The sequence below is a fragment of the Microbacterium sp. NPDC055502 genome, assembly GCF_053643635.1.
Genome location: NZ_JBSHKJ010000001.1, coordinates 576,710 through 588,218, shown reverse-complemented (window position 1 = coordinate 588,218; position 11,509 = coordinate 576,710). Strand labels below are relative to the sequence as shown.

Below are 11,509 nucleotides of genomic sequence, written 5' to 3'. Positions count from 1 at the left end.
AGTTTTCATGAAATTCGGGAAGAAGACCGCCTTCGCAGCCCTCGTGGCCGCTTCCGCGCTCGTGTTCGCCGGCTGTGCCGGCGGTGGCGGCGACGTCATCGAGGAAGGCTCCGGCTCCGGCAGCGGCAGCGGCGACGGCGAGATGTACATCGCGCTCGTCTCGAAGGGCTTCCAGCACCAGTTCTGGCAGGCCGTGAAGAAGGGTGCGGAGCAGAAGGCCGAGGAGCTCGGCGTGAAGATCACGTTCGAGGGCCCCGCCGCGGAGACCGAGATCGCGCAGCAGCTCGAGATGCTGACCGCCGCGATCGACAAGAACCCCGACGCCATCGCCTACGCCGCGCTCGACCCCGAGGCGTGCGTCGCCCCGCTCGAGCAGGCGAAGTCGAAGGACATCCCGGTGGTCTACTTCGACGCCCCGTGCGACGGCGACGCGGGCCTGAGCCTCTCCGCGACCGACAGCAAGGTCGCCGGTGCGCTCGCGGCCGAGCACATGGCCGAGCTGATCGGCGGCGAGGGGCAGGTCGCGATCGTCGGCCACTCGCAGATCAACTCGACCGGTGTCGAGCGTCGCGACGGCTTCGTCGAGAAGATCGAGTCGGACTACCCCGACATCGAGATCGTCGACATCCAGTACGGTGACGGCGACCACCTCAAGTCGGCCGACATCGCCAAGACGCTGATCGCCGCCCACCCCGACCTCAAGGGCATCTACGGCACCAACGAGGGCTCCGCGATCGGTGTCGTGAACGCCGTCAACGAACTGGGCCTGGAGAAGGGCAAGATCACCATCGTCGGCTTCGACTCCGGCGCCGCGCAGATCAACGCGATCAAGGATGGCACCATGGCCGGCGCCATCACGCAGGACCCGATCGGCATCGGCGCGCAGGTCGTGCAGGCCGCATACGACGCCGCGAACGGCGACGACGTCGAGGAGTTCTACGACACCGGTTCCTACTGGTACGACAAGAACAACATCGACGACGACAAGATCGCCGCGGTGCTCTACGAGTGACACCCCGCTGAACCACGGAGCCCCTCGCCTTGCGGCGGGGGGCTTCGTGTTTCCGGGACGGGAGGATCATCAGGACAGGATCTGACCGCGGAGCACGGCATCCTGTGCGGAACGAAAGGATGCACCATGCCCACACCTGCTCCCGTTCCTGCCGGGTCGAACACCGTCAACCCCTTCCTCATGACCGACGATGCCGCCCGCATCATCGATTTCGTGATCGAGGTCTTCGACGCCTCGGATGTGCCCCAGGCGCGAACGCTCGACACCGACGGCCTGATCCTGCATTCCGAGCTGCGCATCGGGGACTCGATGATCACGGTCGCCGACCGCAAGCCGGACTGGCCGTTCACCCCCGGGTTCCTCCAGGTGTACGTCGTCGACGTGGAGGCGACGCTGGCGCGGGCCGTCGCCCTCGGCGCCCGCGTCGTGAACACACCGACCGACTTCTTCGGTGACACGCTCGCAAGGTTCGTCGACCCCTCGGGCAACCTCTGGTGGGTCTACCGGCACGCCGCCCAGGAGCAGACCGACGACACGAGCGGTGAAGACGAGGCCTGGTCCACGGATGGCGCCGACACCGCCGAGGACTGGTCGAGCTTCACATCGCCGGAGTTGGACTACATCCACGAGAGCCTGGTCCAGGCGATCGCATCGCTCCGGGACCCGCGACTGCCGAGCTGACGGGATTGCAACCGTGTTGTTGATCCTCGCGCAGGTGCCCGTTGCCGAGTCGAACCGCCCAGCGGAGGTCGAAGAACATCCCGGCGGTCTCCTTCGACGCTCCGTGCGACGGCGACGGGACGGGAGTCAGCAGCCGGCTGCGGTGGGCTGCTCGTCGCACGTGTAGCGGACGAGAGCGGACCTGGCCTCGTAGATGCGGATGCTGTGGGCGGGCCCGGCGACCGAGAGCTCTCCCGCGACGGGGAACCAGCCGTTGCCCAGGTCGACCTCGGCCGTGTAGCGGACCGTGGTGACGGCGGTGTAGGTGCCGCGGTCGCGGTAGACGTGGCTCGTCGGAGTCGGGGTGAACTGCGGCTGGTGGGCGGCGGCCCAGGTGCGGCCCCCGGTGGCGGTGGTGGCGCTGGTGCCGTCGCCGAACGTGGTGTCGAACGCGACGGGGGTGAAGCGCACCGTGACGGCCAGGTCGAGGATGGTGCCCTGCTGCGTGTGCGCGGTCGCGGCGGTGACGAAGTTCGTCGGAAGCCCGGCGACCCCGACCCCACCCGGCTCGGCCGCCGTGGCGACCGGTTCGGGAGCGAACCGGGCGAGATCCGAGATGGTGAGCGGGTCGCCGTCGGCGCTGGTGACACGGACACCGTAGATCCCGCACGAAGCCTTGTACGGGTACGGCACGGTGGCGCACGGGTCGGCCGGCTTCGGCGCGGCGCTGCCGTTCTTCCGACCGCGGGGAGCGCTGTCGCCGCGCGGTGCGGGGGTGGTCTGGGTGGCGGTGACGGTGAGGCTGGAGGTACCGGCGAAGACGGATCCAGTTCCCCAGGACGCGTCGTCTTGAGAATCGCCGAAAGCCGATGACGAGGCCGCGACCGTGAGGATCACGGAGAACAGGATCGCGGCGGTGGACGCGCGCATCAACATGCGGCATCAACGTCCGGATGTGCTTGGTTGACGGTGTAGTGACGGCCCTCCGCACGGAACCTTATGCGCAACCCGTACACATCCGGCCTGGAAGGGTCGACGACTGAGATCCCGCTTGCATCCGTGAGGGTGATGCCGCTCACATCCAGGCAGGTGAATGCCTCCACCGAGGTGTAGGGCGGTTTCGCGGACAAGCCGGTAAAGGATACGACCCTGGCCTTCCCCGCGAGAACGATTCCCTCCGCGTGCATCGTGGAGTATGTCTTGCGGTCGGAAATCTCGTATTCTCCGCTGGACAAGTCGAACAGGGGCTCGAACGTGTGAGGGTCGGCCGTGTCCACTTCGTTGGCCCGATCGATGAGCTCTCGATACGTGGCCTCGGCGGCGGCGAAGGCGTCCTTCTTCGAGGCGAACAGCGGGGTCGGCGTCGGAGACGGGGAGGGTTTCGGATCGGCAGTGCAGCCGGTGAGCAGGACGAGGGAGACGGCGAGGGCGGCGAGGGCGCGCGTCGAAAGGGAGTGGGGACGAGTCACCGGGCCACGGTACGTGCAATGCCGGCGCGTCGGTCCGGGTTGTCCACAGGGGCCCGCGCGAGCACCTCGGACAGGGGGTCAGACGCGGCGGAGGAAGGTGAGGATCGAGGCCGGCTCGACGATCAGCTCCTGCAGCGCGGCGTTGAACGGCACCCCGGCGGACGCCTCGAGGTGCTCCTGGAACGCGGCCTCGTCGCGGTACACCTCGTATACGAAGAAGCGGTCGGGGTCGTCGACGAGTCGCGTGGCGTCGAACACCACGTTGCCCTCCTCGGCGCGGACGATCTCGGCGAACTCCCGCAGGAGTGCGGCGACCCGGTCGGCTGCCCCGGGCTTCGCGGTGAAGACGGCGTGCAGGATGGTGGGTTCGGTCATGGGGGCTCCTCGGGTGGAGGCGACGAGACGGCGTCGGGCGGCGCGGTCTCAGTGGTCGAGGGTGAGCAGTCGTGCGGGCGTGTGCACGAGCATACGCTGCACGGCCGCATCGCCGACCGCGTCGCGCAGTCGCGGCAGGTACCGGTCGCCGAGGTAGGCGAGCCCGGGCATCCCGCCGTAGGCGATGTACCGCGTGCGCCGGGCGACGTCGCCGCCGAGCACGATGCGGTCGCCCGCGCCGCGTTTCACCACGGCGGCGGTCAGGGCCAGCAGTTCCGCGTCGGATCGGGTGCGCGGACGAGCGAAGCCGTCGTAGCCGAGGTGGGCGCCGCGCTCCGCGAGCGACACGTGGAGTCCGGGGTCGGGGTCGCGGTCGGCGTGGGCGAGCACCACCCGATCGCTCGCCACGCCTTCGGCCGCGAGCAGATCGAGCACCTCGTGCGCCGCCGTGCAGAACTCCAGGTGCACCATGACGGGGGCACCGGTCTCGCGGTGCGCGGCCGCCACCGCGTCGAGGGTCGTGCGCTCGAACAGGCTGATGCGCCAGTAGTCGATGCCCGCCTTGAGCATCCCCGCGCGCACCGGGGCGCCCGTGGGCGAGGTCGCGACGGGCACGTCGGGCGCGGCGAAGACCGCGTCGTCGGAGGCGGGCATGCCGCGGGTGAGGTCCGCCACGAACAGCGCGGACAGCCGCTCCGCGTCCCACACCTGCATCGGGTGGTCGTCGCCGTAGTGGGCTTCGCGGTGCCGACCCGTGGTCGCGACGATGCCCAGTCCGGTCGCCGCGCTGATGCGGACCAGGGCCTCCGGGTTCCGGGCGAGCCCGAACGGCGTGGCGTCGACCATCGCGTCGAAGCCGCTCGTCTGCAACGCCGCCGCCTCGTCGCCCGACGCCTGCTCGTCGTCGAGCTCGTCGCCCGGCAGCAGCGGCGACACCTGGAACAGGTGCTCGTGGTAGTTCACGCGCCCGAGCTCCGACGCGTCGACGTCGCCGAGCACCGTGCGCACGACGGGCATCAGCGCACCGACTCCGCTGCCGCGGCCAGCCGCTCCACGGTCTCGGGCGTCAGCTCCAGCTCGAACACATCGGCCACCACCTGCGACCAGCCGTGGATGAAGTAGCGCCAGCCGTCGACCACGTGCAGGTCGCGCGACGCGCGCTGCGCCTCGGCCTGGTGCAGGAACTCCAGCGACCCGCGGTAGTTGAACTCCCACGCGTACGCGCCCGCGGGGAACACGACCGCGTCGCTGAGCGGCGAGCCGGGACGGTCCTTGCCGAGCCCCGTGGCGTTCGCGATCACGGAACCCGCGGGCGCCGCCGCCACCAGCGCATCGGCCTCCTCCGGCGCCGTCACCACGTAGCGCAGCAGGTCGTCGGCGGTGCCGTGCTGGCGGTGCACCTCGCGCAGGTGGTCGAGCTTGTCCTGCGTGCGCGCGGTCACCGTGATGCGGGCGGGGGCGTCGGTGCGCTCCGCGAGGGCCCAGCTGAGCGCGGTGCCCGAGCCGCCCGCACCCAGGATGACGACCTCCGCCCCGGTGCGGGCGAAGTGGTCGGCGGGCAGGAAGTCGTTCAGGGCGAGGTCGACCGTGATCGGATCCTTCGCGCGGCCCGACAGGCGCGAGCCCCGCTTGGCGATGCTGGAGATCTCGGAGCACGACACCGCGAACGGGTCGAGCTCGTCGAACAGGTCGGACGCCGCCGCGTACACGTTCATCTTGTGCGTGGTCACCAGGGCGCCCCGGTGGTGGGGGTCGTCGCGGATCTGCTCCACCATCGCGCGGTACTGCGCGGGGTTGGCGTCCATCGGCAGGTCGTGGCCCACGAGCCTGCGGGTCGGGAGGTCGAGGATGTCGGCCCAGAGCGGGAACACCTTCATGATCGAGGAGGACGCGGTGGTCACGCCCACGAACCCCATGTAGTCGGCGGTGGCGGCGGGTGCGGCGGGTGCGGCGGTGTCGGCGGTGGTGGTCATCGCATCTCCTGGGGAACGGGCACGGGGTGGGCGGGCTCGGCGCCGCGCAGCACGGCGATCACGTCGTCGAGCGACAGGGAGCCCATGTTGTCGACGGCCTGGGTGGTCTGCGCACCGAGGTGGGGGGTGACGATCACGCGGTCGACGAGATCGGCCGCGAGCAGCGGACTGTCGTGGGCGGCGGTGTCGCCGTCGAGCGTGTCGGCCGCGTAGCCGGCGAGCGTGCCGTCGCGCAGGGCCTCGGCCACCGCCTGTTCGTCGACCAGGTCGCCGCGGGCCGTGTTCACCAGCACCGTGCCGCGGCGCATGTCCGCGAGGCGCTCGGCGTCGACCAGCCGCTGTCCGCCCGGCGCGTGCAGGGTGATCACGTCGGCCGCGCGGAACAGCTCGTCTAGCGGGACCGGCTCCGCGCCCTGCGCCCGCACGAGCTCGACGGGAAGGAACGGGTCGGCCGCGAGCACCCGGGAGCCGAAGCCGCTCAGGCGCCGCGCGACACCCTGGCCGATACGGCCGAAGCCCACGATGCCCACGGTCGCGGCACCGAGCTCCCGGCCGCGCCGCACACCCCAGTCGCCCGCCCGCACCCGGCGGTCGCCGTCTGGCACGAACCGGAGCGCCGCGAGCATGAGCCCCACCGCGTGGTCGGCGACCGCGTCGGCGTTGGCGCCCGGGGTGTTCGTGACGGGGATACCGCGCTCCCGGGCCGCCGCGAGATCGACGGCCTCGGTGCCCACGCCGTAGCGCGCCACCACCTTGAGCTTCGGTGCCGCGGCGAGGTGCGCCTCGGTCACGGGACCGGTGCCCGCGATCCACGCGTCGGCCCCGTGCAGCAGCGACCGCAGCTCGTCGAGGTCGTGATGCGCGGGCCCGCGGAGGATGCGGTGCCCCGCCCGCGCCGCGCGCTCCACCAGGTCGAGGTCGCCGTCGGAGAACGAGCGACTGGTGACGAGGATGACGCCCATCAGCGCGGCCGTCCGGCGAACCAGGGCGCGAGCGCGGTGTAGGCGTCGGCGAACCGGGCATGCCGTTCGGCGTACACCGCGTGCCGGGCGGGGTCGGGCGTGAACTCGGCCGTGACCTCGCTCAGCGCCCGCGCCGCCGAGAAGTCGGTGAGCCCGAGACCCACGGCTCCGGTGACCGCCGCGCCGAGGCTGTTCGCCTCCTCCACGATCGTGCGCCGCCGCACGGGAACGCCCCACACATCCGCGAGCACGGAGAGGTACACGTCGCTCTGGGCCCCGCCGCCCACCGCGTCGATGCGGTCGATCACGGCGCCCGACTCCCGGAACGCCTGGATGCACGTGAGCAGGTTGAACGCGGTGCCCTCCAGTACCGCCCGCACCAGGTGTGCCCGGCCGTGATGGCGCGCGAGACCCACGAAGGCCCCGCGGGCATCAGGGTCCCACAGCGGAGAGCGCTCGCCGAGCAGATAGGGGAGGAAGTAGAGGTCGTCGGTGTCGACGTCGGCCGAGGCCTCGGCGGTCAGGCGCCCGGTCTCGGGGTGCGCGGGATCGGGCGACAGCGCCTCCGCGATCCACTGCACCGACGCGCCGCCCGCCTGCATGGTGGCCGTCGGGACGAACGAGCCGGGCACGACGTTGTCGAACGTGAAGGTGCGCATGGCCGGGTCGTGCAGCGGGGCATCCGCCGCGAACGAGATCCACGACGAGGTGCCCAGGCAGACATAGGCGCCGTCCTCGGGGGCCACGACGCCGGAGCCGACCGCGGCCAGGGGTCCGTCGCCGCCGCCCATCACCACACGCACGCCGGTGTGCAGGCCCAGGGCCTCGGCCGCCGCGGGGGTGAGGGGACCTGCGATCTGCGTCGACTCCAGGATCTCGGGGAACAGGGCCGGGTCGAGCCGAGCGGCTGCCAGCACCTCGCTCGACCACGTGCCGGCGGCCTGGTCGTAGGCGTTCATGCCCGAGGCGTCGGAACGGTCGGTGGCCAGGCGCCCGGTGAGCCGCAGCACGATGAAGTCCTTCGCGACGCACACCCGGCGCACGCGCGCCCACACGTCGGGCTCGTTGTCGCGCACCCACATGATCTTCTCGACCGAGTAGGTGGGGTTCAGGCGGTGGCCGAGGATGCCGTACGCCCGCTCGGCGCCGAGCGCGGCCTCGAGCTCGCGCTGCTGCGCCCCGGCGCGGGTGTCGGCCCAGATGATGGCGGGACGTGCGGGCTCGCCGTCGCCGTCGAGCAGCACGGCGCCCATCATCTGTCCGCTCACCACGAGCCCCGCGACGTCGGAGGGTGCGGTGGCCGTGCGTGCGAGCAGGTCGCGGGTGGCGGCGACGACCGCGTTCCACCAGTCGTCGGGGTTCTGCTCGGCGATCCCGCCCGCGGCGAAGTGCGCGGGATACGGCACCGTGACCGCGGCGATCAGGCGGCCGTCGTCATGGTGCAGCGAGGCCTTGTTGCCGGTGGTGCCGAGGTCGTGCGCGATCAGCATGGCCGGAGCCTATTCCGCGTACGGGCGCAGGTCGACGCCGGACTCCGCACGGTAGGCGCGCGAGCCCATGCCGTGCTCCAGCACCCACCCGTAGTCGTGCCCCGCGCCGCCCGGGTAGACGGCGAGGAAGGCGTAGGGCTCGTCGCCGGTGTTGACCGAGCGGTGCGCCCAGCCCGGGGGGATGTAGCCGATGGTGCCGGGGAGCATGTCGAGCCACTCGGTGCGCTCGCCGTCGAACATGAGCAGTCCGCCGCGGCCCTTCAGCGCCAGGTAGATCTCGCCCTGGTGGTCGGGGTGCTGGTGGCCCTTCGTCATCCACAGCTCGCCCGACGTGTCGCCGGGCATGATCGTCGTGATCGACTGCGGCAGCTCGCGGTCGACCTCGGGCACGGGGGAGCTGACGACGGTGTAGACCACCGGGTCGTCGCCCGATGCGGAGGCGGCCCAGGCGTCGTGATCCCGGAACAGGCCCTCGAGGTCGGACATCCGCCGCGTGAGCGTGGGGCCCTCGGGGGAGAGCGTCAGCTTCTCGGCGTCGAAGGCGATGGCCATCGGCGGGATCGGCGGGGTCTGGTACTCGGGCATCGATGCTCCTCGGACGGGATGCTGCGGCGCTGCGCAACCTGTAATGACAAGCTCACTGTACCTGTTATGACAGGTTGCGTCCAGTGCTCGCGTGCGCGGACCCGCGTGCGCGCCTGCGGCATCTCCGGGCGCTCACCGGGCGAGCACGCGCTCCAGATGTTCCCGGCCCTCGCGGATCGCCGCCGCCGTCACGGCCGCCCACCCGGGGTACTCGGCGTGCCCGGCTGGGAGTACGGCGAGCTCGACCTCGCGGGCACCGGCGGCCACGGCGAACTGTCCCTGCGGCGGCACGTACTGGTCCCACAGGGCGGCCTCCACGCGCACCGGCATGCGCGCGAAGCCGATGCTCGTGGAGGAGTCGAACCAGCGCAGCACCTCCCGCGCGTCGGGGTGGCGGCGCACGTGCTGCCGCACGGTCTCGCCGCTGCCGAGGCACCGCACGGCGAGGCGCTCGTCGTACTGCCCGAAGCTCGGCACGATGAGCGTCGCGCCCACGAAGCGCTCGTCCCAGGGCAGCGCCAGCGCACCGATGCCGCCGCCGAAGCTCTCACCGACGTAGTACAGCGGCAGCTCCCCGACGAGCGCGGACAGGGCATCGGCGGCCAGCCACAGGTCGCGCGCGCAGAGGCCGAGCACGTAGCGCTCCGGGTCGTCGATGCCGGCGAGCACGTGCTCCGCGGTCGACTCGGGTGCGCCCACCCCGGCGTTGAGGGCGCCGAGGCCGCGGGCGACCGGGAAGATCGCCGCGAGGCCCTCGGGCACGCGCGCGAGGTCGACCTCCTCGCGGCCGCCGTAGCCGTGGCTGTGGACGACGCCTGCCCGCGGTCGCCCGTCGAGGGGCTCCACGACCCAGGCCCGCAGACGCACGCCGTCGACGCCGCTGTGCTCGACCACCGACACCCTCCGCCCGTGCTCGACCGCCGACGACAGCACGACGGGAGCCGCGTCCACCGCGGCGGCCTCACGGCGCCAGCGCCGCCACCGCTCCGCGAAACCCGGCGGCGCGGGCGCGGGCGCGACCGCGCGGAGGTCGGCCTCGGTGCGTCCGTAGCGTCCGTCGAACGCGGCAGCGGGGAACCAGGTGGCGTAGGGCTCGGGGAGGGTCATGCGACGTCGGGGATCCTGTTCCGGGAGTGGGGCGGGCGGGGGTGCGTCGACCGCGGCGGGCCGAGGGGGCGCGTGGCAGACTGGAGGCCCCACCGGAAGGAGACCGCGTGCTGGTCACGGAGCGACGCGAGCGCATCCTCGCCCTCACCCGCGACCGCGGTACGGCCTCCATCGGCGAACTCGCCGCCACGCTGCAGGTGAGCGAGATGACGGTGCGGCGCGACATCGACCAGCTCGCCGAGGAAGGCGCCGTCGAGCGCATCCGCGGGGGTGTGCGCGTGCGCGGCCCGCAGCGGCTGCTCCCGGCTCCCGCGATCTCGGACGAGCGGCGCGCGATCGTCGCCGCGGCCGCCGCGCTCGTGGAGCCCGGCATGGCCGTCGGCATCTCCGGGGGAGCCACGGCGCTCGCCCTGGCCCGCGCGCTCGTGCAGGTCCCCGAGCTCACGGTCGTCACCAACGCGCTCCCGGTGTCCGACCTCTTCTCGCCGCCCGAACGCGCCGACGCGCCCTACACGCAGACCGTCGTGCTCACCGGGGGCGTCCGCACGCCGTCGCAGGCCCTCGTCGGCCCCGTGGCCGTGCGCGCGCTCGAGCACCTGCACTGCGACCTCGTCTTCCTCGACGCGCACGGCCTCGACGTGCAGGCGGGCATGACCACGATGAACCTGCTCGAGGCCGAGACGAATCGCGCGCTCATGGCCGCCGGCCGCGAGGTCGTGGTGCTCGCCGAGCACGACCGCTGGGGCGTGGTCGGTCTCACGACGGTGGCCGACCTCAGCGACATCGACCGTCTCATCACCGACGACGGGCTCGACGACGCGGCCAGGGAGGCGCTCGACGCCCACGTCGGAACCCTGCACCTCGCGCCGCGCGACGCCGGCGACGAGCGGGCGCTCGCCACGGCCCTGGCGGACTGAGTCCGCGACGGTCATCGAGCCGTGCTCGCCCGACGGACGAGCCGGGCATCGACGGTCACGTGCCGCACCGGGAGGTCGGCTCCGGGCGGGGCGGCGATCTGACGCTCCAGCTCGGTGAACGCGGCATCGACGAGCTTCTCGTGGTCGGGGGCGATCGTCGTGAGCGCGGGGACCGCGAAGCGCGCGGCGCGGATGTCGTCGATCCCCACCACCGCGACGTCGGCCGGCACCCGTCGCCCCCGCGCCTGCAGGGCAGCGAGAGCGCCGAGGGCCACCGAGTCGTTCGAGCACACGAGGCCGTCGAGGTCGGAGATGGCGGCCGCCATGGCGCCCGCCACCCGCTCGCCCTCCTCCGCCGTGAACGCATCGACCTGCGCGGTGAGGACGGGGTCGGCGGGAAGGCCCGCGGCCGCGAGGGCCTCCAGGTATCCGGTGTGCCGCCGGTCCGCCGCATCCGAGGGGCGCGCGTCGCGGCGCCCGACGAAGCCGATGCGACGACAGCCGACCGCCAGGAGATGCTCGGTGGCCGTGAACGCCGCCGCGCGGTTGTCGATCGTCACGTGCGTGAACGGGCTCACCTGGATGTGCTCGCCCAGCAGCACGAGCGGGCCCGGCGACGTGCGGCGGGTGAGGTCGGCCACCGTGAGGGAGCGCGGGATGTGGATGAGACCGTCGATCGGCGGGAGCCCCACACCGTTCGCGACGTCGATCTCGCGGCCGTGGTCGCCCTCGGTCTGGACGATGAGCACGGCGAGACCGCGCTCATCGGCGGCGCGCACGATGCGCGACCCCAGCTCGGCGAAGTAGGGCTCCTCCAGGTGCGGCACCGCGAGCGCGATGAGGCCCGTGCGGGTGGCGCGCGCGGCGGGGAGCACGCGGCCGCCGGGCGAGGTGGTCACCTGCGGCCTCCTGGAGGGACGACGGTCGCCGCCGTGCCGGCGGATGCCCTTCACGTTAGC

Annotated in this window: 13 protein-coding genes; 3 read left to right on the top strand and 10 right to left on the bottom strand. The window is 72.4% G+C overall.

From position 1 onward, the window contains the following. Nucleotides 1-7: 7 nt before the first annotated feature. Together ACWH95_RS03010 and ACWH95_RS03005 are read left to right on the top strand one after the other, a co-directional pair. Nucleotides 8-1,012, top strand: coding sequence for a substrate-binding domain-containing protein (locus ACWH95_RS03010; protein WP_454120141.1), 1,005 nt, complete (start codon nt 8-10; stop codon nt 1,010-1,012). A 126-nt stretch (nt 1,013-1,138) separates the two neighbouring features. Continuing rightward, on the top strand, nt 1,139-1,693 hold the full coding sequence (locus ACWH95_RS03005) for a VOC family protein (RefSeq protein ID WP_454120140.1): 555 nt from the start codon (nt 1,139-1,141) through the stop codon (nt 1,691-1,693). A 126-nt stretch (nt 1,694-1,819) separates the two neighbouring features. Here ACWH95_RS03005 and ACWH95_RS03000 read toward each other — a convergent pair whose 3' ends face one another. The 9 genes from ACWH95_RS03000 to ACWH95_RS02960 form a co-directional block, all read right to left on the bottom strand. Beyond that, the gene (locus ACWH95_RS03000; RefSeq protein WP_454120139.1) at nt 1,820-2,608 is read right to left on the bottom strand and encodes a hypothetical protein; all 789 of its coding nucleotides are present in this window, start codon (nt 2,606-2,608) and stop codon (nt 1,820-1,822) included. Next, nucleotides 2,602-3,141 (bottom strand): hypothetical protein, encoded by a 540-nt coding sequence (locus tag ACWH95_RS02995; RefSeq protein ID WP_454120138.1) that lies wholly within the window; start codon nt 3,139-3,141, stop codon nt 2,602-2,604. Before ACWH95_RS02995 ends, ACWH95_RS03000 begins: the two co-directional genes overlap by 7 nt. Nucleotides 3,142-3,219: 78 nt before the next feature. Next, nucleotides 3,220-3,516, bottom strand: a complete 297-nt coding sequence (locus tag ACWH95_RS02990; protein ID WP_454120137.1) for a putative quinol monooxygenase — start codon at nt 3,514-3,516, stop codon at nt 3,220-3,222. 48 nt (nt 3,517-3,564) lie between these two features. Beyond that, nucleotides 3,565-4,533, bottom strand: a complete 969-nt coding sequence (locus ACWH95_RS02985) for a phosphotriesterase family protein (protein ID WP_454120136.1) — start codon at nt 4,531-4,533, stop codon at nt 3,565-3,567. Continuing rightward, nucleotides 4,533-5,489 (bottom strand): shikimate dehydrogenase family protein, encoded by a 957-nt coding sequence (locus tag ACWH95_RS02980; protein WP_454120135.1) that lies wholly within the window; start codon nt 5,487-5,489, stop codon nt 4,533-4,535. The genes ACWH95_RS02985 and ACWH95_RS02980 overlap by 1 nt, the downstream gene beginning before the upstream one ends. After that, nucleotides 5,486-6,451 carry a phosphoglycerate dehydrogenase gene (locus ACWH95_RS02975; RefSeq protein ID WP_206252555.1) on the bottom strand — a complete coding sequence of 322 codons (966 nt, stop codon included), beginning with the start codon at nt 6,449-6,451 and terminating at the stop codon, nt 5,486-5,488. The genes ACWH95_RS02980 and ACWH95_RS02975 overlap by 4 nt, the downstream gene beginning before the upstream one ends. Beyond that, nucleotides 6,451-7,941: a xylulokinase gene (xylB, locus tag ACWH95_RS02970; protein ID WP_136035453.1), complete on the bottom strand. Its 1,491-nt coding sequence runs from the start codon at nt 7,939-7,941 to the stop codon at nt 6,451-6,453. Before xylB ends, ACWH95_RS02975 begins: the two co-directional genes overlap by 1 nt. 9 nt (nt 7,942-7,950) lie before the next feature. Beyond that, nucleotides 7,951-8,526 carry a glucose-6-phosphate isomerase family protein gene (locus ACWH95_RS02965; protein WP_206252559.1) on the bottom strand — a complete coding sequence of 192 codons (576 nt, stop codon included), beginning with the start codon at nt 8,524-8,526 and terminating at the stop codon, nt 7,951-7,953. Between the two features lie 132 nt (nt 8,527-8,658). Then, nucleotides 8,659-9,633, bottom strand: coding sequence for an acetylxylan esterase (locus ACWH95_RS02960; RefSeq protein ID WP_454120134.1), 975 nt, complete (start codon nt 9,631-9,633; stop codon nt 8,659-8,661). A 107-nt stretch (nt 9,634-9,740) separates the two neighbouring features. Here ACWH95_RS02960 and ACWH95_RS02955 point away from each other — a divergent pair, with 107 nt between their 5' ends. Further along, entirely contained in the window at nt 9,741-10,550 is an 810-nt protein-coding gene (locus ACWH95_RS02955) for a DeoR/GlpR family DNA-binding transcription regulator (RefSeq protein ID WP_136029496.1), read from the top strand. 11 nt (nt 10,551-10,561) lie between these two features. Here the strand turns inward: ACWH95_RS02955 and ACWH95_RS02950 are convergent, their stop codons facing one another. After that, nucleotides 10,562-11,449, bottom strand: coding sequence for a LacI family DNA-binding transcriptional regulator (locus ACWH95_RS02950; protein WP_240744503.1), 888 nt, complete (start codon nt 11,447-11,449; stop codon nt 10,562-10,564). Nucleotides 11,450-11,509: the final 60 nt, after the last annotated feature.